At 74.1% G+C, this 21,615-nt stretch carries 23 protein-coding genes; 12 read left to right on the plus strand and 11 right to left on the minus strand.

Translation table 11 applies throughout. The features are described from left to right. Positions 1-8: 8 nt before the first annotated feature. Positions 9-1,820, minus strand: a complete 1,812-nt coding sequence (locus PSD17_RS07375) for an NAD(P)/FAD-dependent oxidoreductase (RefSeq protein WP_339122219.1) — start codon at positions 1,818-1,820, stop codon at positions 9-11. 60 nt (positions 1,821-1,880) lie between these two features. On the opposite strand from PSD17_RS07375, the gene PSD17_RS07380 reads away from it, so the two are divergent. From PSD17_RS07380 to PSD17_RS07395, 4 genes are all read left to right on the plus strand, one after another. After that, the gene (locus tag PSD17_RS07380; protein ID WP_339122220.1) at positions 1,881-2,129 is read left to right on the plus strand and encodes an ester cyclase; all 249 of its coding nucleotides are present in this window, start codon (positions 1,881-1,883) and stop codon (positions 2,127-2,129) included. Positions 2,130-2,239: 110 nt separating this feature from the next. Then, positions 2,240-4,189 (plus strand): serine hydrolase, encoded by a 1,950-nt coding sequence (locus PSD17_RS07385; RefSeq protein ID WP_339122221.1) that lies wholly within the window; start codon positions 2,240-2,242, stop codon positions 4,187-4,189. A 30-nt stretch (positions 4,190-4,219) separates the two neighbouring features. Then, positions 4,220-4,636, plus strand: a complete 417-nt coding sequence (locus tag PSD17_RS07390) for an ArsR/SmtB family transcription factor (RefSeq protein ID WP_013678292.1) — start codon at positions 4,220-4,222, stop codon at positions 4,634-4,636. Next, positions 4,554-5,051, plus strand: coding sequence for an SRPBCC family protein (locus tag PSD17_RS07395; protein ID WP_013678293.1), 498 nt, complete (start codon positions 4,554-4,556; stop codon positions 5,049-5,051). Before PSD17_RS07390 ends, PSD17_RS07395 begins: the two co-directional genes overlap by 83 nt. 12 nt (positions 5,052-5,063) lie before the next feature. Here the strand turns inward: PSD17_RS07395 and PSD17_RS07400 are convergent, their stop codons facing one another. Beyond that, positions 5,064-5,990, minus strand: coding sequence for an SCO6745 family protein (locus PSD17_RS07400; RefSeq protein ID WP_103383923.1), 927 nt, complete (start codon positions 5,988-5,990; stop codon positions 5,064-5,066). Positions 5,991-6,150: 160 nt separating this feature from the next. On the opposite strand from PSD17_RS07400, the gene PSD17_RS07405 reads away from it, so the two are divergent. Together PSD17_RS07405 and PSD17_RS07410 are read left to right on the plus strand one after the other, a co-directional pair. Then, the gene (locus tag PSD17_RS07405) at positions 6,151-6,741 is read left to right on the plus strand and encodes a PadR family transcriptional regulator (RefSeq protein ID WP_013678295.1); all 591 of its coding nucleotides are present in this window, start codon (positions 6,151-6,153) and stop codon (positions 6,739-6,741) included. A gap of 140 nt (positions 6,742-6,881) precedes the next feature. Then, positions 6,882-7,322, plus strand: a complete 441-nt coding sequence (locus PSD17_RS07410; RefSeq protein ID WP_013678296.1) for an SgcJ/EcaC family oxidoreductase — start codon at positions 6,882-6,884, stop codon at positions 7,320-7,322. A gap of 286 nt (positions 7,323-7,608) precedes the next feature. Here the strand turns inward: PSD17_RS07410 and PSD17_RS07415 are convergent, their stop codons facing one another. The 6 genes from PSD17_RS07415 to PSD17_RS07440 form a co-directional block, all read right to left on the minus strand. Then, on the minus strand, positions 7,609-8,025 hold the full coding sequence (locus PSD17_RS07415; RefSeq protein ID WP_339122222.1) for a hypothetical protein: 417 nt from the start codon (positions 8,023-8,025) through the stop codon (positions 7,609-7,611). A gap of 71 nt (positions 8,026-8,096) precedes the next feature. Next, a complete protein-coding gene (locus PSD17_RS07420) occupies positions 8,097-9,140 on the minus strand; it encodes an isopenicillin N synthase family dioxygenase (RefSeq protein ID WP_013678298.1) in 1,044 nt (347 codons plus the stop codon). 45 nt (positions 9,141-9,185) lie between these two features. Then, positions 9,186-10,064, minus strand: a complete 879-nt coding sequence (locus PSD17_RS07425; protein ID WP_339122223.1) for a hypothetical protein — start codon at positions 10,062-10,064, stop codon at positions 9,186-9,188. Positions 10,065-10,232: 168 nt separating this feature from the next. After that, positions 10,233-10,712, minus strand: coding sequence for an OsmC family protein (locus PSD17_RS07430; RefSeq protein ID WP_339122224.1), 480 nt, complete (start codon positions 10,710-10,712; stop codon positions 10,233-10,235). 118 nt (positions 10,713-10,830) lie between these two features. After that, positions 10,831-11,898, minus strand: a complete 1,068-nt coding sequence (locus PSD17_RS07435) for an alpha/beta fold hydrolase (RefSeq protein ID WP_339122225.1) — start codon at positions 11,896-11,898, stop codon at positions 10,831-10,833. A 67-nt stretch (positions 11,899-11,965) separates the two neighbouring features. Continuing rightward, positions 11,966-12,259 carry a hypothetical protein gene (locus tag PSD17_RS07440; protein ID WP_049803552.1) on the minus strand — a complete coding sequence of 98 codons (294 nt, stop codon included), beginning with the start codon at positions 12,257-12,259 and terminating at the stop codon, positions 11,966-11,968. Between the two features lie 210 nt (positions 12,260-12,469). Here PSD17_RS07440 and PSD17_RS07445 point away from each other — a divergent pair, with 210 nt between their 5' ends. The 5 genes from PSD17_RS07445 to msrA all read left to right on the plus strand — a co-directional run bounded on the left by PSD17_RS07445 (position 12,470) and on the right by msrA (position 16,499). Further along, positions 12,470-14,461: an amidohydrolase family protein gene (locus tag PSD17_RS07445; protein WP_339122226.1), complete on the plus strand. Its 1,992-nt coding sequence runs from the start codon at positions 12,470-12,472 to the stop codon at positions 14,459-14,461. Further along, the gene (locus PSD17_RS07450) at positions 14,458-14,895 is read left to right on the plus strand and encodes a Rieske (2Fe-2S) protein (RefSeq protein WP_013678304.1); all 438 of its coding nucleotides are present in this window, start codon (positions 14,458-14,460) and stop codon (positions 14,893-14,895) included. Before PSD17_RS07445 ends, PSD17_RS07450 begins: the two co-directional genes overlap by 4 nt. An 11-nt stretch (positions 14,896-14,906) precedes the next feature. Then, the gene (locus PSD17_RS07455; protein WP_339122227.1) at positions 14,907-15,371 is read left to right on the plus strand and encodes a helix-turn-helix transcriptional regulator; all 465 of its coding nucleotides are present in this window, start codon (positions 14,907-14,909) and stop codon (positions 15,369-15,371) included. A 10-nt stretch (positions 15,372-15,381) separates the two neighbouring features. Further along, on the plus strand, positions 15,382-15,810 hold the full coding sequence (locus PSD17_RS07460; RefSeq protein WP_013678306.1) for a VOC family protein: 429 nt from the start codon (positions 15,382-15,384) through the stop codon (positions 15,808-15,810). Positions 15,811-15,980: 170 nt separating this feature from the next. Then, positions 15,981-16,499, plus strand: coding sequence for a peptide-methionine (S)-S-oxide reductase MsrA (gene msrA / locus PSD17_RS07465; RefSeq protein ID WP_013678307.1), 519 nt, complete (start codon positions 15,981-15,983; stop codon positions 16,497-16,499). 53 nt (positions 16,500-16,552) lie between these two features. Here the strand turns inward: msrA and PSD17_RS07470 are convergent, their stop codons facing one another. The 3 genes from PSD17_RS07470 to PSD17_RS07480 form a co-directional block, all read right to left on the minus strand. Next, positions 16,553-17,644 (minus strand): lysylphosphatidylglycerol synthase transmembrane domain-containing protein, encoded by a 1,092-nt coding sequence (locus PSD17_RS07470; RefSeq protein WP_339122228.1) that lies wholly within the window; start codon positions 17,642-17,644, stop codon positions 16,553-16,555. Between the two features lie 88 nt (positions 17,645-17,732). Next, positions 17,733-18,419, minus strand: a complete 687-nt coding sequence (locus PSD17_RS07475; protein WP_013678309.1) for a DUF4386 family protein — start codon at positions 18,417-18,419, stop codon at positions 17,733-17,735. Next, entirely contained in the window at positions 18,416-18,754 is a 339-nt protein-coding gene (locus tag PSD17_RS07480) for a hypothetical protein (RefSeq protein WP_041760173.1), read from the minus strand. The genes PSD17_RS07475 and PSD17_RS07480 overlap by 4 nt, the downstream gene beginning before the upstream one ends. A 75-nt stretch (positions 18,755-18,829) precedes the next feature. Between PSD17_RS07480 and PSD17_RS07485 the strand changes: the two genes are divergently transcribed. Next, positions 18,830-21,565, plus strand: a complete 2,736-nt coding sequence (locus tag PSD17_RS07485) for a BTAD domain-containing putative transcriptional regulator (RefSeq protein ID WP_339122229.1) — start codon at positions 18,830-18,832, stop codon at positions 21,563-21,565. The last annotated feature ends 50 nt before the right edge of the window (positions 21,566-21,615 follow it).

Genomic DNA, 21,615 nt, shown 5'->3' on the forward strand with positions numbered 1-21,615 from the left:
TGAGCGGCTCACTCGGTGTGGTGCACCTCGGCCTGGCCGTAAACGGGCGTCGGGATGCCCTCCTTGCGCGCCTTGAGCTGCAGCGCCAGGTAGAGGGAGTAGTAGCGGGACAACGCGAGGTTGCCGCCGTGGAACCACAGCCCCTCCTGGGCCGTCGGCTTCCACATGTTGCGCAGCTCGCCCTCCCAGGGGCCGGGGTCCTTGGTCGTCCCCGACCCGAGCCCCCACACCTTGCCGACCTTGTCGGCCGTCTCCTGCCCGATGATGCCGGCGGCGAGCTGGTTCATCGAGCCGTAGCCCGTCGCGTAGACGACGAGGTCGGCGGGCAGCCGGGTGCCGTCGGCGAGCACGACCTCGTCCTCGGTCAGCTCGGTGACCTGCCCCTTGGCGAGCTTGATGTCGCCGTTGGCGACGAGCTCGCAGGCGCCGACGTCGATGTAGTAGCCCGATCCGCGGCGCAGGTACTTGAGGAACAGGCCGGAGTCGTCGTCGCCCCAGTCGAGGTCGAAGCCGGCCTGCTCGAGCCGGTCGTAGAACTCCTGGTCGCGCTCCTTGATCGCGGCGTACACGGGGATCTGGAACGTGTGCAGGATGCGGAACGGCAGCGAGGCGAAGATCGTGTCGGCCTTGAACGTCGTGACGCCCGCGGCGAGGGCACGCTCGGAGTAGAGGTCGCCGACGCCCAGGTCCATCAGCGAGTCCGACCGCACGATGTGGGTCGAGCTGCGCTGCACCATCGTCACGTCGGCCCCGGCCTCCCACAGCGCCGCGGCGATGTCGTGGGCCGAGTTGTTCGACCCGATGACGACCGCCCGCTTGCCCTTGTACCGGTCGGGGCCGGGGTGCGCCGAGGAGTGGTGCTGCTCGCCGCGGAACCGGTCGGCGCCCGGGATGTCCGGGACGACCGGCAGGCCGGACGCACCGAGGGCCAGCACGAGCTGCTTCGGCTGGAGCGTGACCTCCTCGCCCGCCCGGTCGACGACGACGGTCCAGGTCTTCGTGGCCTCGTCGTAGGTGGCGCTCTTCGCGGTGGTGGAACCCCAGTAGTTGAGCTCCATGACCCGCGTGTACATCTCCAGCCAGTCGCCGATCTTGTCCTTCGGCGAGAACACCGGCCAGTTGTCGGGGAACGGGATGTAGGGCAGGTGGTCGTACCAGACCGGGTCGTGCAGGGCGAGGGACTTGTAGCGCTTGCGCCAGGAGTCGCCGGGCCGCTCGTTGCGCTCGATGATGATCGTCGGGACGCCGAGCTGGCGCAGCCGCGCGCCGAGCGCGATACCGCCCTGCCCGCCGCCGACGATCACGACCTCGGGCTGCACCGTGTAGCCCAGCTCGGTGGCCTCCTGCTCCCGGCTCTCGGCCCAGGTGACGCGGTCGCGGAAGGCGCCGTGCTGCACGCCGTTCGACCGCCGCACGCCGGCGGGCTCCTCGTGACCCTTGAGCTCGTCGAGCGTCGTGAGCAGCGTGAACGCCTTGCCCTCGATGAGCCGCAACAGGCCGCTGCCCCTGCCGACCTTCGTCTCGAACGCGATCCACGCGGTGATCACGCCGTCGGCCTCGGCGGGCTCCTCGGTGGCGCGGAAGCCGGCGGGCTCGACGTCGTCGAGCGTGGCGCGCAACATGTCCGCGACGCCGGCGGGTCCTTCCACGGTGGTGATGTTCCACGTGAAGGAGACGATGTCGCGCCAGAAGCTCTCGTCGGCGAAGAGTGCGGCGGCGGCGTCGACGTCGCGCGCGGTGAGGGCCTTCTGGAACGCGGTGAGCCACTGGTCTGTCGCAGTGGCGGCGGGGCTGGCTGACAGCTCGACGGACTGGGTCACTCGTTGGCCTCCCTGCCAAGAGACGTCGTCGTCCGGGCCATTCAAACAGTGCGCGGCCGGGTGCGACACCTCGCCGGACGGGCAGGATCCGTCGTCGCCGGCGGTCGACCGACGTGGCTCGTCTGCCGGTTCACCCGCACCGGCCCGCACGACGGGCCGCTCCTCGGAGTGTCCCCGACCGGCGTCGAGATCGCCCTGCCCGGGATCACGGTCCTGCGATTCCGCGACGGGCGCTGCGTCGAACGATGGTCGGCGGCCGACATGCTGGGCGTCCTCGTCCAGGTCGGCGCCGTGCCCGCGCCCGTCTGAGGGTCGCCGGCCGGTACCGCCTGTCCCGCGGAGTGTCGTCCCGGCACCGTTGCCCGGCGCCGTGCGGGTGAGCATGCTGGTCCGTCCGCGCCGTGAGGACAGGAGCCCGGATGCCCGAGTTCGGCTACCCGCCCGCCAGCACGCCCGCCGTCGCGATGGTCGGCGGGAAGGGCCTCGTCCAGTACGACCTCTCCGAGTCCGAGTGGAACGCCGCCTTCGACCGGATGCGCGGCTCGAACTGGATGCTCGTCGACCTGGCCGTCGCGGCGGCGGGCAGCGCCACCCGCTACGCGGCCCGCTGGGAACGGCTGACCTCGCCGCGGCCGCGGTCGACGCGCTGGACGATCCCCTGGGCCGACTACCCGCGTGTGTACGAGACCGACCTGGCCGCAGGCTTCAGACCCGTCGTCGTGCGGCCCTACAACGTCGGCACCGAGCTGTGGGTCGCGGCGATCTGGGAGAAGGCGGCTCACCGCGGCCACCACTGGAAGCGCGGCGTGCCGGTGGCCGACCTCGCCGCGCACGTCGCGACGGTGCGGGCGGGCGGCGGGCGGATCGTCGACCTCGCCGCCTACACGCGCTACGACGCCGAGTCCGACACCTGGACGTCCTACGTGTCCTCGATCTGGATGGACGCTCCCGACGGGCACGAGTGGCAGGTGACCGGTCCGGAGGGCGGCAGCGCGTCCCAGGCAACGTTCGAGCGGTTGACGGCCGAGGGCTGGGCACCGGTCCAGGCCACCGCGTACAACCACGCCGACGGCTCGACCCGCCGGTTCCTGACGCGGTGGGAGCGCGACGCGGACCGCACGTTCGTCGCGCGGCGCTCGCTCGACACGGGCGGGTTCGGCGCCGAGCTCGCCGCCGACGCCGACCAGGCGCTGCGCCTCTCGACGTTCGGCGGCTACGCGGCCTACCGGGACGCCGCGGCGAGCCCGCGGTTCAGCCCCGTCCTGGTGCGGCGCGACCCCGGCACCGTCGTCCCGGGCCTGGTCGCGGAGTTCGCCAGGGACTACGACGTGCCGGCCGTGTCGCTGGCCGTCGCGCGGCACGGCCTGCTCTGCCACACCCACGGTCACGGCGACGCCGACGTCAGCACGGGCGCCCCGGTCACGGGGTCCACGTCGTTCCGGATCGCGAGCGTGTCCAAGCCGATCACGGCGACGGCGGTGATGAGGCTGGTCGACCGGGGCGAGTTGACGTTGCAGGACAAGCCGTTCGCGACCGGCGGGGTGCTCGCCGATCTCGCCACGTCCGCCTCCGACGCGCGGGTCCGCGACATCACCGTCGCGCACCTGCTGCGCCATCTCGCCGGAGGCTGGGCCAACGACGACCAGGACCCGATGTTCCGGCAGCCGGACCTGGACGCGACGAAGCTCGTCGCCTGGGTGCTGGAGAACCGGCGGCTCGACCACGCCCCCGGCGCGGCGTACGCCTACTCGAACTTCGGTTACTGCGTACTGGGCCGGGTGATCGAGCGGGTGACCGGCACGTCGTACCAGCAGCACGTCCGCGACGGCCTGCTCGCGGAGTGCGGCGTGACCGGCCTGCGGATCGCGGGGAACACCCTCGGGCAGCGGGCCCGCGACGAGGTCGTCTACTTCGACCAGGACGGCGACGATCCGTACGGCATGCAGGTGAGCCGGATGGACGCGCACGGGGGCTGGCGCGGAAACGTCGTCGACCTGGTGCGGTTCGGGGTCCGCGTCGACAGCCGGTCGATGTACCCGCAGGTGCTCGACCAGGAGTCGATCACGTGGATGACGATGCCCTCGGGCCTCGCGGGGTCGCACGGCTACGCGGCCGGGTGGGCCGTCGAGGAGGGCAACTGGTCGCACAACGGGAGCCTCCCGGGCACGAGCAGCCTGCTGACCCGGACCGACGACGGCTTCTGGTGCGCCGTCCTCGCGAACACCCGGCACGACGACCCCGACGACCCGTCCCGCGGCACGGCGGCCGGGCTGTCCACGCTCATGTCGACGATCCGCGACTGCGTCGATGTCTGGCCCCGCGGCCTCCTGCTCGGCCCGCTGTCTCCCGAGATGCCCGATTCTCCTTGACGTATTCCGATATGGGTATACGATCGGGTCATGGCACGGGCAGCGACCACCAGCGACGCGTTCAACGCGGTGGCCGAGCCGAGGCGGCGGGAGATTCTCGACCTCCTCGTGCGCGGCGAGCTCGCGGTGACCGACATCGTCGAGCGGCTGGGCGTGGCACAGCCGTTGGTGTCCAAGCACCTGCGGGTGCTGCGGGAGGTCGGCCTCGTCGAGGTTCGTGACGACGGGCGACGCCGGCTCTACCGGCTCGACGCCGTGCCGCTCAAGCCGATCCACGACTGGGTGCGCGGCTTCGAGCAGCTCTGGTCGGAGCGGTTCGACCGGATGGACGTCGTACTCGAGGAACTGATGGAGGCGGAGAAAGATGACGAACAACGCGACGGCGACGAGCCGGCACAGCGCGACCGTGACCCTGCAGGGCGACCGGAACATCGTGATCACCCGTGAGTTCGCCGCGCCGCGGCACCTCGTGTGGAAGGCCTACACCACGCCGGAGCTGATCAAGCGGTGGTGGTGCGGCGAGCGCGGCGAGGTGACCCTCGCCGAGGTCGACCTGCGGGTCGGCGGGACGTGGCGCTACGTGATGATCGCCGACGGCGGCTTCGAGGTCGGGTTCCACGGCGAGTACCGCGAGATCGAGACGAACGAGAAGCTCGTCATGACCGAGGTGTTCGAGGGGATGCCCGACGGCGAGGCACTCGACACCGTCACGTTCACCGAGGCCGACGGCCGGACGACGCTGACGATGCTCGTCGAGCACACCGTGCCCGAGCACCGCGACGCGCACATCGGCTCGGGGATGGAGGACGGCATGCAGGAGGCCATGGACCGCCTCGAGCAGGTCGCGGTCTCCCTCGCCTGAACGGTTCGGGGGCTACCCGGCGAGTCGCTTGGCGGGGTCGACGGGCGCGGCGCCGCCCGCGACGAGCGCGTCCGACCAGCGGTGGAGTTCCGCGGTGACCATCGGCAGGTCGTCGCCGATCGCGTCGACGACCGACTGCTGCATCGCGTCGGTCTGCTCCTCGAGACCGTGCCGGTAGTCCGACCCCGCGACGGTGAGACCGCCGGCGTCGTCGACGAGGCCGCGGGCGCGCAGCCTGCCGACGGCCGCGTCCATCTTCTCGGCGCTCCAGCCGCGGGTCGCGGTGTACTCCAGCAGCGGGTAGCCGCAGTACAGCTCGGTGAGGACGTTCATCTCGACGGGATCGAGCCCTGCGACGGCGCAGACCGCGAGATGGGAGTCGCCACGGTGCTCGCGCAGCTGGTTGCAGGCGTGCACCAGCTTCGCGAGGACGTCGTCGGGCCAGGGCTCGGCGCGCAGGCCGGCGAACAGTGGCCGCGAGGTGGCGTCGGCGGCGTCCAGACCTCGGCGGAGCGCGTCGAGGACGGCGCCGGCCCGCGCGTCGAGGTCGTCCTCGTCCGCGAGGACGCGGCGCAGGGTCGCGCCTGGTGCGGTCGTGCGCACGCGCACGACGTCGGCACGGCTGATGGCCGCGAGGCCGGCCAGGTACTGCGGGGCGATCAGGTCGTAGGCGAAGACGCCCATCGCGGTCACCGCGACGAGCGGCGCGGGCTCCCCGAGCGGCGCGGTGCGCTGCCGGACGTAGGCGACGAAGAAGTCGTCGAGACCGTGCGCGGCATAGCCCTCCGCACTCTCCGCCGACCAGATCGCCTGCGTCGCAAGGGGTTCGAACGCGTCACGCAGTGCCCGGGCCGGGCCGGCGGCGGCTGTGGCGCGGGCCGCGGGGCGCTCGCGGTCGGGGGCGGCGAAGAACAGGTCGCGCATGGTCGCGTAGTCCACCGAGGGCACCTCTCCGTGCGGGTCGCCCTCGATCGTCGTGCACCGGCCGCGACCTCGCCACCGCGTCCCGGTCCGGCGCGTCCGTCCCGGCGCAGGCCCACAGGCTTGCCACCCCTTATGGCAAGTTGCCATACTGCAATCTGCATCAGGGGGTGACGTCGTGGAGCTGGGTCGCTCGGACCGGGATCTGCCGGCACTCACCGTGCTCGGCCTGCTCACCCTCGGGCCACGGCACACCTACGAGATGCACCGGATGATGATCGACTACCACAAGGACTTCGTCACCGGGCTTCCGCGCAGCATGTACCACGCCGTCGAACGGCTGCTGCGCGACGGGCACATCCGCGTCGTCGAGACCGTCCGCGAGGGGGGGCGCCCCGAACGCACGGTCTACGACCTCACCGACGACGGCCGTGCCTCGCTCGCCGCGCGCATCCGTCGGCTGCTCGCGGTACCGGACAACGACGCCGCCCTCTTCGTCGCAGCCCTGTCGTTCATCGGGTGCCTGCCGGTACCCGAAGCCGTCGACGCGCTGCACGAACGCCTCGGAGCGCTCGACGCGAGCCGCAGGACGGTGGCGCAGTCCCTCGACGCGACGCGCGGCGTCCTGCCGCGCATCCTGCTGGTCGAGGCGGAGTTCACACTGGCCCGCGTCACCGCCGAGCACGAGTTCGTCACGGGTCTCGTCGCCGATCTGGCCTCCGGCGCGCTCGATCCCACGGAGGTGGGCGACATGCCGAGCCGCCCCTGACGCACCGGGTGGCGGGCGCGGCAACGCCCGCCACCCGGGTGGAACCGCAGTACACCGCGGCCCCGGAACAGCACCGGCAAGCCTAGGGGGCATCCCCCAGCGCCGCGGTGGTTCTCCTTCGGCTCCCGAAAGGATCACCGATGTCCGCAGCACCACGAACTCCCGTCGAGATCGACGCGTCCGGCACCGACGCCGAGATCGTCGCCGTCCTCACCCGGCTCGCCGCCGCCTGGAGGGCCGCCGACGCCGCCGCCTACGGTGCCGAGTTCACCGAGGACGCGACCTACGTCGTGTTCAACGGCATCGTCCTGCGCGGTCGCGCCGCGATCGCCGACGCCCACGCCATGCTGTGGAAGGGACCGCTCGCGGGCTCCCGCATGGACCCGCCCCGGACCGAGGACCTCACCGTCCGCAGGCTGCGGCCCGACGTCGCGCACGTCGTCGTCGAAGCGGGGGGTGTGACCCTGGACGGGCAGCAGAGCGGGGCGACCGATCGCGCGTCGACCGTGTCGTTCGTGTTCGTCCACGACGACGACGTCTGGCGCATCGCCGCGTTCCAGAACACCCGTCGGACGCAGTGATCCGCTGACGGCGGCGCCGTGCCACGTCGGGTCGACGTCGTCGCCAGGCGGGTCATGACGTCCGTGGTGGCAAGCGTCGTCGCTCTCCGATCCGTGGGGATGGACCGGGGTTTCGACCACCGGCGGCCGCCCGCGCCCATGACGGGAACTACGTACTCCGCGGGCCAGGGGCGCCCGCGGCAGCCCGATCGTCTCGGCGCGCCGCACGGTCCACCCCGGCGAGCAGCCGCTGCACGCTGCGCCGCGAACGTCCGCCCGCCGCCGGGGCCCATGGTCAGCGGCAACGTCATCTGCGCCCGGACCCCGCCCCAGGCACGTCCACGCTCGCGGAACTCCGCCATGACGGCCTCGTCGGCGACGGCGGCGGGGACTCGCAGACCTGCATCGCGCGGATGTCCCCCGTCGCGGCGCAGTACCGCAGGAGGGGATGCCGCGTCGGCGCCACGTTCGTCGCGTGGTGCAGCATCTCGGCGCGGTAGGGCGCGAAGTACTCCGGCGGCCGGCCCTCGTCGACGCTCTCGCCGTCGAGGTCGTGCCCCCAGTACGAGCAGCCCGCGGCGGCGAGCATCTCGACGAGCAGCCATCCGATCCGCTCGGTCGGCAGCCGGGTGGTCGGCGCACGGAGCAGGTCGGCGACCAGGTCCGGCCAGTCCCCGTCGTCCCCGCGCGCGAGAGCCCCCATCGCCGCCTCCCGGCGGGTCATCGTGCTCGCACGATGCGGACATCCGGCAGAAACGGCACCGAACGCACCCGGTCGGCGGCGGCAGTCCGTCCCTAGGTGGCGCCGCCGCCGGCGGCGACGGCCAGGTCGGCCGCCAGCTCGGGATGGTGCCGCTCGGCGACCTCGGGGTGCGACCGGAACCAGCCCTTCAGGGCGTTGTCGCCGAAGCGCGGGAGCAGCGCGTTGTGCGCGGTCTCGGTGACACCCGGCGCGTGCGCCGCGAGCTCGGGTGTCAACGGGACGGCGTGCAGCGTCGCGTCGAGCCGCGGGGACCAGAAGAACCCGGCCGACTGCCGCGTCGTCCCGGGAGCGCACGGCAGGACGCGGTGGACCGTCGACACCAGGTAGCCGTGGGTCGCCACCTCGAGCATCTCGCCCACGTTGACGACGAGCGCGCCGTCGAGCGGCGGGACGTCGACCCATTCGGTCGCCCGCGGCGGGCGGGCCTGCAGGCCACCGGTCCCGTCCTGCAGCAGCAGGGTGAGGAAGCCCCAGTCGGCATGCGGGCCGACGCCCTGGGCATCGGGACCGTCGGACTCCGAGCCGACATAGCGGATGAGCTTGCCGAACCAGTGCGGGGTGTCGGCGAAGGCGTCGTCGAACTGGTCCTCGGGCAGCCCGAGCGACGCCGCGACGGCCCGGGTCAGGTCGGTCGCGACGCGGCAGAGCAGGTCGGCCCAGGCCAGCACGACGGTCCGCAGCTGCGGCAGTGCCTCGTCGGGCCACTGGTTCGGGCCCTCGAGCAACCGGTACGGCGCGTCCCATTCGGTGCGCGGCCGGGCGGGCAGCTCGGGGCCGTAGTCGAGCTGCTCACGGGCGTCGGGACGGCCGGCGGTGATCTCGTGGCCGAGCCGGGTGTAGCCGCGGAAGTGCGGGGACCGCCGGTTGTCGAGCGCGAGGCGCTGCTCGGGCGGGAGCTGGAAGAACCGCTGCACGACGGCGGCGAACTCCTCGACCTGGCCCGGAGCGGCGCCGTAGTCGGTGAGCTGCAGGAACCCGACCTCGTGCAGTGCCGCACGGAGGGCGTCGAGGAACTCCGGGTCGAAGGAACCGTCGGCGCGGCGCGCCCGGTCGAAGGCCAGCACCGGGATGTCCATGTCGTCGACACTAGGTCGGCCCCGGGGCCCCGGCCAGGGGCGGGCTCAGGCCGCCCGGTCGAGGCGGAGCGGGTCGCGCGCGGCGTCGGCGGCGAGCCTGCCCGCCCATCGCCTGCGCGCCGCGTCGAGGCGGTCGAGCGCCGGGACGAGGTCGGAGTCCGGCTCGGCGGCGACGGCACCGGCCAGCGTGTCCGGCCGGGCCTCGCGCAGCCGCGTCCCCAGCGGGCCGCACGCCGCGGCGAACCGCTCGTACCGCGCCGATCGGACGTCGCCGGCCAGCGGAATCGCCACGACGCGGGACAGCATGGTGGCACGGCCGAACGTCGTCGTGGCGTGCGCGACCAGCTCGGCGGCCTCGGCCGGGCGCCCGTCGCCGACGGCCAGCGTCGCCGCGCGCACGTCGTCGGCGAGGACGGTGAAGAGCATCTCCCGGGCCTGCAGGACGCGGACGAGCGCGTACCCGTCGTGGCCCGCCGTGACCGGATGGACGGTCCGGGCGAACCACGGCGCGGCGGGGCCGTCCGGGAACGCGGGCAGGTCCACGTCGGCGAGCCGGGTTCCGGTCGCGACGGCCACGAACCGCAGCGCGTGCCGGACCCGGCGCCGGCGCAGCGCCGGGTCACCGCCCTCGGCGGCGCGTTCGTGGGCGACGACGTCGGCGACCAGCAGGGTGGCCAGCCGCTCCGCGGAGAGCGCGGCCGCGGTCCGGACCCGCTCCAGCAGCGGCAGCCCGAGGTGCGTGTCGGACGCGGCGAGGACCCCGTCGAGGTAGTCGGCGAGGAACGGGTCGCGGGTGTCGTCCCGTTCGACGGCGAGCCGGGCGAGCAGCTCGGCCGGTAGACCGCCGGTCCCGAGCCTTCCCACGAGGTCGTGGAGCTCGGCCGGGTCGTTCCCGGGGTCGGTCTCCGGTTCGGCGTGCGGCATCGGGCACCGTCCGTTTCGTCGCAGTGGTCGTCTCTCACGCCCACGGTGGTCCGGTCGCGGCGCCGGATCGATCGGGCAGGCCCCCGCCGTCGGGGGGACAGCCCCACTCCGACCCCACGCTCCTCGTGAGTGGCGATGGTCGCCCGGACGACCATCGCCGCTCACGGGTCACGCGAAGCGCACGTCCACCGCCATCGGGCGGACCAGCGAGAGGTAGACCGGGCAGCGCTCGGTCCAGGCCCGGCGCATGGCGTCGACACGGTCGACGGGACTCTGCGAGGAGACGGTGATCTCGATCGAGATGCCGGTCAGCTCGGGATCGGTGCCGTCGACGCCCAGCAGCGCGGCGAGGCTGCTCTCGCAGCGCGCGGTGGCCGACAGCTCGTCGATCTCGACGCCGAACTGGGGCGCGAGCGTCGAGGAGATGAACGTGACCGCGCAACCGGCCAGCGCGCCGAGCAGGTAGGCCGTCGGGCTCGGCGCCGTGCCCCCGCCGCCGACCGCGGGCGGCAGGTCGCACTCGAAGTTGAAGGGGCCGGTGGACAGCCGGGTGTGTCCGTTGGCGGCGGTCGCGGTGACGGCGGGCGTGATGCGGCCGGTGCCGGGGTCGGCGGTGAACTTCTCGACGGACTCGGTGAGGACCGACATTCGGGATACCCCCTGGTGAGATGCGGTGTGAACGCGTCCGACGCTAGGGGCGCGGCGGGCGGGGCGGATGCGCGTCAGCACGCAATCCGGTGGCCGGCCGGGGTCGCGTACGCGTAGGTCAGCGCGCGGCGAGCAGCGCGGCGACCGCGGCGGCGCGCGCGGAGCGACCCGAGACACCGAGCTTCAGGTAGACGTTCTGCAGGTGCCGCTCCACCGTCCGCGGGCTGAGGCTCAGCGCGGCGGCGATGGCGTCGTTGTCGTTCCCGGCAGCCGCGAGCCGCAGGACGTCGCGCTCGCGCGCCGTGAGCGTCCGGACGGCCTCCGCCACGTCGGGACGCGCGGGGGCGGGCGCGACGAAGTCCGTCACCTCGCGCAGGAAGATCGGCCACGCGGGTTCGTCGGCGAGCAGGATGTGGTTCTCGCTCTCCAGCGCGACGAGCCGGGCGCCCGGGATGCTCGCGGCCAGCTCGCGGGCGTCGGCGAAGTCGGTGAGCCGGTCGCCGCGGGACTGGATCACCAGCGTCGGCAGGTCCAGGCCGGGCAGCAGGGGACGGACGTCGACGTCGTAGCGGGCGCGGCGCGCGGCGACGCAGTTCTCGGCGGAGGTCGCCATCTTCTGCAGGTCGTCGAGCCAGGCCATCTGGTCGGGCGTCGCGCCGGGGATCATCAGGCTGGTGAACACCCGCCGGAACTCGCTCTCCGGGCGGGCCCAGCCGACGCGGATCAGGTGCAGGAACGCCTCCTCCATCTCGGCGTCCTGCTCGTCGACGATCGTCGCGGGGCTGCAGCTGGACAGGATCAGCCGGTCGACGCGCTCGGGATGGCGCGCGACGTAGGCGATGGCGACCGGACCGCCCTGGGCCATGCCCAGCAACGTGAACCGGTCGAACCCGGCGTCGTCGACGACCGCCTCCAGGTCGGCGATGCGGGCCTCGAACGAGAAGTCGTCGACGTCCCAGTCCGACAGGCCGAACCCGCGCTCGTCGTAGCGCAGGGTGGTCGTGGACCGGCCGAGTCCTTCGACGAGGTGCCGCCACACCGGGCTCTGCCAGTCGTACTGCAGGTGCGAGAGCCAGCACGTGTTGATGACCAGCGGCGGCCCCTCGCCGTAGCGGGCGTGGGCGATCTTCACGCCGTCGCGGGAACGGCAGAAGCGCACCTGCTGCGGGGCCGGCGCGACGCTCATCGGTGGAAAGCTACCCGGATCCGGATGATTCGGACGAGTCTCCGCGGGCGCACGACGGACCCCGCGGTCAGGCGGTGTCCGCGCGACGCAGCAGCGTCGGGCGCGCACGTCCCTCGCGCCGCGGGGACAGCACGGCGCGGCGCGCCCGCCACGACAGCAGCGAGCGGTCCGACATCCCGCTGAGGATCGACGCGACGCTGAGGAACGACGCCACCGACATGACCGAGAGGAACGAGCCGGCCGAGCCGATGGACAGGATCGAGCCCGTCGAACCGATCGACAGGATCGACCCGCTGCTGCCGATGGACAGGATCGAGCCCGTGCTGCCGATCGAGAGCAGCGACCCGTCGCGTTCACCCATCCCCGGAGTGTGCCGCGCCGCGGCCGGGTGGATCCAGCCCGAGAAGTCCCGCCACGCGGCATATGCCGGCCGGCGCCTTCGCGGATCGTCACGGATCGGTGCGCCACGGGGCTCGCGTCCGGCGTCGACGCGACGGATGCTGGGAGGACGCGACGAGGGCGCCGGGGGTGCGGCGCCCGGGACCGCACCGCCCGGCGGAAGGTGACGCCCGTGCCCACACCGATCGTGGACGCGAACGTCCACGCCGTCGTCCCGTCGGTGACCGCGCTGCTGCCGTACCTCCCGGCGTTCTGGCGCGAGCAGGTCGCGACGACCGCGTTCCGCGGCGCACCGGAGTCGGCGTGGCCGCCGGGGATGCCGATGTCGCGGCACCCCGACGCGCGGATCCCCGCCTCCGGCCCGCCGGGCAGCGACCTCGCCCTCCTGCGTGAACAGGTCCTCGACCTGCCCGGGATCGAGTCGGCGGTCCTGCAGTGCGCCTACGCGATCGAGTCCATCCGCAACCCCGACGGCGCGGCCGCGGTGGCGGCGGCGGTCAACGACTGGCTCGTCGCCGAGTGGCTGGAGCCCGAGCCGCGGCTGCGCGCGTCGATGGTCGTGCCGAGCCACACCCCCGGGGCGGCGGTGGCCGAGATCGAGCGCGTCGGCGACCATCCCGGGTTCGTCCAGGTGTTCCTGCCGATCCGCTCGGCGATGCCCTACGGCCGCCGCGAGTACCACCCGCTGCACGCGGCGGCGGCCGAGCGCGGGCTCGTCGTCGGTCTCGGGTACGGCGGCCTCACCGGCAACGCGCCGACCGGCGTGGGCTGGCCGACGTACCTGGTCGAGGAGTTCGTCGGGATGGCCGCCGTCGCGCAGTCGCAGCTCATGAGCCTGGTCGTTCACCACCGGCCCGGCCGACGCGCCGGCCGCGGGCCTGCGCCACGTCCTCGACGACATGTGGGGCGCCGAACTGCTGCTCTACGGCTCGGGCTACCCGCACGACGTCGTCGCGGATCCGCGGGCAGCGGTCCCGGCCCACTTCACCGACGAGGAGGCGACGGCGATGCTGTCCGGCACCGCGCGAGAGCTCTACGGGCTCGGGTCACCGGCGGGTGCGCGGTGACGGCGCTGGAGGAGCGGCCCGCGGCCCCGGCGCGCACCACGTGGATCGACTGCGACGTCCACATCGCCATGCCGTCACCGGCCGCGCTGCGGGAGAACCTGCCCGAGGAGTGGCGGGAGCGCCACGACCGCTACGGCGGCAACCCCTTCCACGCCTCGCTCTACCCGCGGATGGCGCTCGGCGCGGCACGCACCGACGCCTGGCCGCCCGACGGCTCGGCGCCCGGGTCGAGCCTGCCGTTCCTGCGCGAGCAGCTGCTCGACCGTTGGGCCATCGAGTACGCGGTCCTCGGCCCGATCGTGCGGCCCGACCAGGCCGGGATGCGCAACCCCGGGTACGCCGCCGCGCTCGCCCGCGCCACCAACGACTGGGTCGTGCGCGAGTGGCTCGACCCGGACCCGCGGCTGCGCAGCTCGATCGTCGTCCCCGTCGAGGACACCGAGTACGCCGTCGCCGAGATCGAGCGGGTCGCGGGCGACCCGCGGTTCGTGCAGGTGTACCTGCAGATCAAGACGTCGGCCCCGTTGGGGAACCGGCGCTACTGGCCGATCTACGAGGCGGCGGCGGCGCACGACCTGCCCGTCGGCATCCATTTCGGCGGCGTCGGCGGACACCCGAGCACCGCGGCGGGCTGGGCGTCGTACTACCTGGAGGACCACGCGGGCAACGCCCAGACCTTCCAGCACCAGCTGGTGAGCCTCGTGTGCTCGGGCGTCCTCGAGCGGCTGCCGGACCTGCGGATCGTGATCATCGAGGGCGGGGTCGCCTGGGCACCGGCGCTGGTGTGGCGGCTCGACGCGGCGTTCGAACGGATGCACGACGAGGTGCCGCACCTGACCAGGCGGCCGTCGGAGTACGTCGCCGACCACGTCTGGTTCACGACTCAGCCGGTCGAGGAACCGCCCGACCCGCGCAGCCTCGCCCGGGTGTTCGACGACCTGCCCTGCCTGCGCGACCGCGTCATGTACTCCAGCGACTACCCGCACTGGGACTTCGACGCGCCCGACCAGGTCCTGCGCACCGTGCCGCTGGACGCGGCGCTGCGCGCGAAGATCATGACCGGGAACGCCCGCGAGCTGTACCGGCTGCCGCGATGACCCGGCACGTCGTCGCCAGGGTCGGCGACGTCCCGCCCGGGTCCAGGGTGCTGGTCACCCTCGACGGCCGGGAGATCGGCGTCTTCAACGTCGACGGCGAGTTCTTCGCCGTCCGCAACCGCTGCCCGCACCAGGCGGGCCCGCTGTGCGAGGGCATCCTGACCCGGCCGGTGTCCTCGACGCGCCCGGGCGAGTACGCGTTCACCGAGGAGGGCGGCATCCTGCGCTGCCCGTGGCACCAGTGGGAGTTCGACCTCGCGACGGGACGCTCGTGGTGCGATCCCGACCGCGTGCGCGTGCGGTCCTACCCGGTGGTCGTCGAGCGCGGCGGCGCCGACGTCCGCGTCCCCGGCCCCTATACGGCCGAGACGTTCCCGGTGGCGGTCGAGGACGAGTACGTCGTCGTCGACCTCGGCGGCCGCCTGCCGTCCTAGACTCCGGTGGCGTGGGAGCACCGCAGGTCCGGGTACCGGGGGACGTCCTGGTGCACCTGCGCCGGGCGCGCGACCACATCGACCGGCACTACACCGAATCGCTGGATCTCGAGGCCGTCGCGGCCGTGGCGGGCATCAGCAAGTACCACTTCCAGCGGCTGTTCACCGCGGCCTACGGCCTGTCCCCCGCGGCCCACCTGTCGCAGCGACGCGTCGAGCGGGCCCAGGACCTGTTGCGCGCCACCAACCTCACCGTCACCGAGGTGTGCCATGCGGTGGGCTTCTCGAGCCTGGGGTCGTTCAGCAGCCGGTTCCGCGAGATCGTCGGCGAGACGCCGAAGGAGTTCCAGCGGCGCTGGGCGGAGACGGGCGCGCCGCACGTCCCGGGCTGCTGGGTGTTCATGTGGGGGCTCGCGGAGCGGAGGTCGGCAGGCTCCGCAATCCAGGAGAAGCCCGCCGACCCGTCGGGCTCCTAGCCTTGACCGCATGATCACGAACATCTCCATCACCAGCGTCTTCGTCAAGGACGTCGACGAGTCCAAGGCCTTCTACATCGACGTGCTCGGCTTCGAGGAGCACACCGACATCACCATCGGCGACGGCTATCGGTGGTGCACGGTCAAGCACCCCAACCAGCCCGAGCTGCAGGTGCACCTGACGGTCCCCGGGCCGCCGTTCTCGCCCGAGATGGTCGACGCGATCAACCGCTCGCTCGACGGCGGCGGCATGAACGGGCTGGGCATGAACGTCGACGACTGCCGCAAGACCTACGAGGACCTGGTGTCCAAGGGCGTGCAGTTCGTCAACCCGCCCGAGGAGCGCCCGTACGGCGTCGAGGCGGTGGCCCGTGACAACTCCGGGAACTGGATGGTCCTCGTCGAGCCGCGCGCGTTCACCCCCGCCGACTTCGACTGATCGTCGGGGCCGATCTGCCGGGAGGTGTCCGGGACCACTGTCGTCGGCGGCCGTCGGGGAGGATGCTGGGGAGACCGCCGCCACCGCCCTCGGGAGCGCTGCTGCGGGATGGGTGATCCCCTTCCGAGCGTTGGACGTGGTGGTAGGCCCACGACGGAAGGAACCCGGACATGAGCCAGACCGAGAAGGCGATCCTCGCCGGAGGGTGCTTCTGGGGAATGCAGGACCTGATCCGCCGCCGACCCGGCGTCGTCACGACGCGCGTCGGCTACACCGGTGGCGACGTCCCCAACGCCACCTACCGCAACCACGGCACGCACGCCGAGGCCATCGAAATCGTCTACGACCCGGCCGACACGAGCTACCGCGAGATCCTCGAGTTCTTCTTCCAGATCCACGACCCGACCACGAAGAACCGGCAGGGCAACGACATCGGCACGTCCTACCGGTCGGCGATCTACTACATGAACGACGAGCAGCGCGACATCGCCCTGGACACCATCGCCGACGTCGAGGCGTCGGGGCTGTGGCCCGGCAAGGTCGTGACCGAGGTGGAGCCGGCGGGCCCGTTCTGGGAGGCCGAGCCCGAGCACCAGGACTACCTGGAGCGCTACCCCAACGGCTACACCTGCCACTTCCCGCGGCCGGGCTGGGTGCTGCCCAAGCGCGACGCCAGCGCGACCGCCTGACCCGTCGACCCGACGCGGCCGTCCTGCCACGTGCAGGGCGGCCGCGGCGTGCGTCAGGCCGGGTGGGGCGCCAGCTCGGCGGTGTGCCGGTGGCGGTGCGGCGGTCCGGCGTGGATCTGCACCGCGTAGACCACCCACCCCACGACCGACAGCCCGAGCCACGTGATCAGCCGGTACACCAGGACGGTCGCCGCCGCGGGGCCCGCCCCGACGCCCGCGGCGAGGAGCGTGCCCAGCAGCCCGGCCTCGGCGAGCCCGGCGCCGCCGGGGAGGATCTGCAGCGCGATGCTCGCCTGCACCGCGAGGAACCCCAGCGCCAACCCCGACCACGCGACCGGGACGCCGACGGCCATGGCCGCCGCGGTGAGCGCCAGGTAGTCGAGGCCCCAGCTCAGCGTCGCGAGCCCGATCAGCACGACCCACTGCAGCGGCGTCGGACGCAGGATGCCGATCCGTGCGGTGATCCGGTCGGCGACCGCACCCGGGTCGAGCGCCCACGCGCCGCGGCAGTGGTGGCACAGCCACGGCAGCCGCCGTCCGACGTGCAGCAACCCGGTGAGCGCCCGGCGCAGCACCACCGGCCGGGTGACGACGACCCACAGCAGCGCCGACCCGCCCGCGACGACGAGCCCCAGCACGACCGCGAGCCACACCGGCAGCCAGCCGGCCGCGCCCGCGACGACCATCGCGAGGCCGATCAGCACGATCGTCGACAACGCGCCGGGGAGCACCACCGACCACGACGCGAGGGTGGCGTCGACGCCGCGGCGGCGCAGCCGGGTGATCGAGTAGGCCATCGACCCCGCGCCGCCGACGACCGGCACCGTGTTGGAGATCGCGTTCTCCGCGAACGTGATCGCCTGCATCGTGCCGATCCCGATGGGGGCTCCCGCGACGACCAGCAACCGCCGGTGCAGCTCCCCGTACGTCGCGAGCGCGACCAGGGCCAGCAACGCGCAGATCCCGGTCCAGGTCCAGCTGAGGTCGGCGAGCGCGGTGCCGGCCTCGTCGGCCGAACGCAGCAGGTCGGGCGCCTGCCACGCGAGCCAGCCCAGTGCCGCGAGGACCAGCGCCCAGTGCGCGATCGACTTCGCGTGCGCCCGGACCGGGCCCAGCGCGGACCGCAGTCCAGTACCTGCGGTCATGTCTGTCCTCACGGTCGCCGTCGGGTCTCGGACTTCCACGGTCGTCCCGCGAGCGCGCTTCTGCAAGCCTCCCGGCGGTACCGGGCGCTCAGGAACGCCGGGCGCGGACGAGCAGGACGATCGCGAACGCCACCAGCCACAGGCTCCACAGCACGTAGCCGGCGAAGTTGGCGAGATCGACGAGCGGCAGCCCGACCGGCGAGAACACCCCGACGAACACCAGCACCGCCGAGGCCGCGCCGAGCGCGACGAACCAGCGACCCGCGAAGCGCGTCCCGAGCGCGACGAGCACCAGCCCGGTCCACAGCGCCGTGAGCAGGTAGCCGCCGGTCTCGCCGACGACCGTGCCGAGCACGCGGTTGGCCGTCGCGAACGCGTCGACGTCGCCGGAGGCCGCCCAGCCCGGCACGAGCAGCGGCCACCGCAGCAGGCCCACGACCTGCACGACCGCCGCGGCGATCCCGACCGGGACGGCCCACCGCATGGCCCGGGCCGCCGAGAGCCTGCCGACGCCGATCGCGACCGGCGCCAGCAGCGCCGCGCCGAGCGCGAGCGCCAGGAACCACGCGCTCACGGCGCCCTGCGCGGCGCGGAACGCGGCGAGGGCCTCGGCCGCCGGGTGCTCGAGGACGTCCGGATAGTCGAAGACGGCGCCCAGTCCGGTGAAGGCGACGTCGGCGATCACCGCGGCCGCGATCATCGTGACGGCGGTGCCGCGGCAGACGGCCGTCGTCGCACGGGCCGGGCCCGCAGCGGTGAGATCGGTCGGGTTCACGGTGTCCTCCTGGTGGTGGCGCCGGCCGCGATGTGGGCGACCAGCAGGGTCTCGGGGTGCTCGGCCAGGTGGTCCCGGGCGAGCAGGCGGGCGCGGTCGTCGTCGCCCGTGAGGTGCGCACGGGCGATCGCGACGAGCTGGCGGCCGCGCAGGTCGGCGGCGGCCGCGGCGGCCCGGTCGAGCAGCGCGGGCCACCCGGGACCGACGAGCGCCGTCGCGACGAGGACGGTCACGTCCTCGCTGGTCGCGGACAGGGCCCGGAGCTCGCCGATCGCCCGGTCGTCGCCCGCGACGAGCCCGCGGACCAGTGCGTCGGTGCGGTCGGCTGCGGTCATGGCGGAACGCTCCCGCGGGCCGCTGACGATCCGCTGACGGTTCCGCTGACGGCGGCGGCCTCCTACGCTCCCGGCGTGCTCACCGTCGCGGTGCTGGGTCGCGTCGAGGTCCGCCGCGACGGCGAGGTGCTGCCCGTCCCCGGCGGTCTGACGTCGGCCCTGCTGGTGCGGCTGGCGCTCGACGCCGGCGCGCCGGTGCGCACCGAGCGGCTGGTGGCCGAGCTGTGGCCGCACGATCCGGCCGCCCGGCCGAACACGCTGCAGGTGAAGGCCTCCCAGCTGCGCCGCGCGCTCGGCGACCCGGCGCTGCTCGTCGGCGACACCGCCGGCTACACCCTCGTCGTCGAGCCGGATGCGGTCGACGCCGTGGTGGCCGAACGGCTCGCCGCGACCGGGTCGGCACTGCTGGCCGCCGGCGATGCCGCCGGGGCCGCGCGCGCCTGCGCGGCCGGGCTCGCGCTGTTCGGGCCGGAGGTGCTCCCCGGCGCCGGGGAGTGGGCGGCGCCGCACCGCGCACGCCTGGAGGAGACCCGGACCCGGCTGGCCGAGGACGGGCTCGCGGCTCGGCTCGCCCAGGGTGAGGCGGGCGAGCTCGTCGGCGAGCTGGAGACGCTGATCGCGGCGAACCCGTTGCGCGAGCGGCTGTGGACGCTGCTCGTGAGGGCGCTCTACCGGGCCGGCCGGCAGTCCGACGCCCTCGCCGCGCACCGCCGCGTCACCCGGCGGCTCGCCGACGAGCTGGGCGTCGACCCGGGCCCGGAGCTGGCGGCCGTCGCGCGGGACGTGCTCGCCCACGACCCGTCGCTCGACCCGGTGCCGCGGCCCCGGGGCAACCTCCCGGCGCTGATGTCACCACTGGTCGGGCGGGCCGACGACCTCGCGGGCCTCGCCGCCGACCTGGCCGGGCAGCGGTTGGTGACACTCGTCGGGCCGGCGGGCGTCGGCAAGACGAGGCTCGCGGTCGAGGCGGCCCGGGTCGCGGGCGGGGCGTGGCTCGTCCGCCTCGACGGGGTGCGGACGGCCGACGGAGTCGCCGCCGCGCTGGCCGACGTCGTTCCCGGTGTCGACGCGGCCGACCCGGCCGCGGGCGTGCGCGGCGCCGGGCACCTCCTGCTGCTCGACACCTGCGAGCACCTGGTCGACGACGTCGCGGCGCTCGTCGCGGACCTGCTCGCCGCCGCGCCCCGGATCCGGGTGCTGGCCACGAGCCGGCGCCGGCTCGGGCTCGACGGCGAGCACGTCCGGCCAGTCGAACCGCTGCCGGAGCCCGACGCCGTCGCGCTGTTCCGGGCCCGGGCCGCCCGGCCCGGCGACGATCCCGCACCCGTCGACGCGCTGTGCCGGGCCCTGGACCGGTTGCCCCTCGCGCTGGAGCTCGCCGCCGCCCGCACCCGGGTGCTGACCGTCCCCGAGATCGTCGCCCGGCTCGACGACCGGTTCGCGCTGCTCACCGATCCCGCCGCCCGCGGCCGCTCGCTGGACGCGGCGCTGGCCTGGTCCTACGACCTGCTCTTCCCCGACGACCAGCGCGGCCTGTGGGCGCTCGCCCGGTTCCCCGACGGCGCGGGCCCCGACGCCGCCGCGCACGTGCTGGCGGCGCTCGGCGTGCCGGCGGCCGCGACGCTGGACGTCGTCGACCGGCTCGTCGAGCGGTCGCTCGCGACTGTCGGCACCGACCGCACCGGCGCCAGCCGCTACCGGCTGCTCGACAGCGTGCGCCTCTTCGCGACGGCCCGCGCCGCGGACGCCGGGCAGGACCGCACCGCGGCGGCCGCGATGACGACCTGGGTCGCCGGGTTCGCCGCGGACGTCGACGCCCGCGTCCGCGGCCCGGGGCAGGCCGGCTGCGTGGGCGCCGTCGCCACCGAGCGGGCGACGGTCGACGCCGCGCTCTTGCACGCCCGCACCCACGACCCGGTCACCGGCCTGGGGATCGTCGCCGACCTCGGCTGGGCCTGGGTGCTGCTGGACGACACCGCGGCCGCCGCCCGGCTGCGCGCGGCCCGGCTCGCGGCCCCCGACGCGCCCGCGGGCCTGCGGGACCGCGCGCTGCTGCTGGAGGCCTGGCACGAGGCGATGTCGGGGGACCTGCGCGCCGCCCGGACCGCGCTCGACGCCGCAGGGCCGGGCACCGTCGACGCCGATCGGGTCGCGGGATTCGTGCTGTTCCAGGAGAACGACCCCGTCGCGTCGCTGCAGGCGTTGCGGCGCAGCCGGTCCGCCGCCGCGGACCGGGGGCTCGCCTGGGAGGAGGGCGCCGCGGCGCTGCTCGCGGCGTTCTCGCACGTCGCGCTCGGGGACGTCGCGGCGGCCCGCACGGCGTGCGAGGAGGCGATCGGCATCGTCGGGCCACTCGGCGACGCCTGGGGCCTCGCCCACGCCGAGGCCGCGCTCGGCCGCATCGCGCACGCCGAGCACCGCTTCGCCGACGCCGCCGGGCACCACAAGCGCGCCGCCGAGTCCGCCGCCCGACTCGGCGCGTCGGGTGCCGCGGCGCTGCACCGGGTCCACCTCGGACGCGCCCGGCTCGACGGCGGGGACCCCGCCGCGGCCGACACCCTCCGCCACGCGGTCGCCGAGGCCGACCAGGCCGGTGACCTGCGGCTGCTCGCGGTCGCGCGCACCGCGCTCGCCGAGGCGCTGGCGGCGGCCGGCGACCGCGACGGGGCCCGGGCCCTGCTGGCGCCGGTGCAGGCGTTCTACGCCGAGGCGGGCGGCGGCGAAGGGGCCGACGACGCCGCCCGCGTGCTGGCGACGCTCACCCGTGACGCGCCGCACCCCGCGGCCGCGCAGCTGCCCGACGAGCGCTGATACCCACCGGGCATCACAGACGCCCGGACAGGTCTTGGACCCGGCCGTCC

The organism is Pseudonocardia sp. D17 (genome assembly GCF_036984265.1).
Classification (GTDB): domain Bacteria; phylum Actinomycetota; class Actinomycetes; order Mycobacteriales; family Pseudonocardiaceae; genus Pseudonocardia; species Pseudonocardia benzenivorans.

What these genes read in the sequence shown, in the direction of transcription:
- PSD17_RS07420 (WP_013678298.1), bottom strand. Translation starts at nt 9,140, where the DNA reads ATGGACATCCCGGTGCTGGCCTTCGACCGGGCGCGCCGCGCCGACGGT.
- PSD17_RS07435 (WP_339122225.1), bottom strand. Translation starts at nt 11,898, where the DNA reads ATGAGCGTCGCGCCGGCCCCGCAGCAGGTGCGCTTCTGCCGTTCCCGC.
- PSD17_RS07410 (WP_013678296.1), top strand. Translation starts at nt 6,882, where the DNA reads ATGTCCGCAGCACCACGAACTCCCGTCGAGATCGACGCGTCCGGCACC.
- PSD17_RS07470 (WP_339122228.1), bottom strand. Translation starts at nt 17,644, where the DNA reads ATGACCGCAGGTACTGGACTGCGGTCCGCGCTGGGCCCGGTCCGGGCG.
- PSD17_RS07425 (WP_339122223.1), bottom strand. Translation starts at nt 10,064, where the DNA reads ATGCCGCACGCCGAACCGGAGACCGACCCCGGGAACGACCCGGCCGAG.
- msrA (WP_013678307.1), top strand. Translation starts at nt 15,981, where the DNA reads ATGAGCCAGACCGAGAAGGCGATCCTCGCCGGAGGGTGCTTCTGGGGA.
- PSD17_RS07430 (WP_339122224.1), bottom strand. Translation starts at nt 10,712, where the DNA reads ATGTCGGTCCTCACCGAGTCCGTCGAGAAGTTCACCGCCGACCCCGGC.
- PSD17_RS07450 (WP_013678304.1), top strand. Translation starts at nt 14,458, where the DNA reads ATGACCCGGCACGTCGTCGCCAGGGTCGGCGACGTCCCGCCCGGGTCC.
- PSD17_RS07390 (WP_013678292.1), top strand. Translation starts at nt 4,220, where the DNA reads ATGGCACGGGCAGCGACCACCAGCGACGCGTTCAACGCGGTGGCCGAG.
- PSD17_RS07385 (WP_339122221.1), top strand. Translation starts at nt 2,240, where the DNA reads ATGCCCGAGTTCGGCTACCCGCCCGCCAGCACGCCCGCCGTCGCGATG.
- PSD17_RS07415 (WP_339122222.1), bottom strand. Translation starts at nt 8,025, where the DNA reads ATGACCCGCCGGGAGGCGGCGATGGGGGCTCTCGCGCGCGGGGACGAC.
- PSD17_RS07460 (WP_013678306.1), top strand. Translation starts at nt 15,382, where the DNA reads ATGATCACGAACATCTCCATCACCAGCGTCTTCGTCAAGGACGTCGAC.
- PSD17_RS07480 (WP_041760173.1), bottom strand. Translation starts at nt 18,754, where the DNA reads ATGACCGCAGCCGACCGCACCGACGCACTGGTCCGCGGGCTCGTCGCG.
- PSD17_RS07440 (WP_049803552.1), bottom strand. Translation starts at nt 12,259, where the DNA reads ATGGGTGAACGCGACGGGTCGCTGCTCTCGATCGGCAGCACGGGCTCG.
- PSD17_RS07395 (WP_013678293.1), top strand. Translation starts at nt 4,554, where the DNA reads ATGACGAACAACGCGACGGCGACGAGCCGGCACAGCGCGACCGTGACC.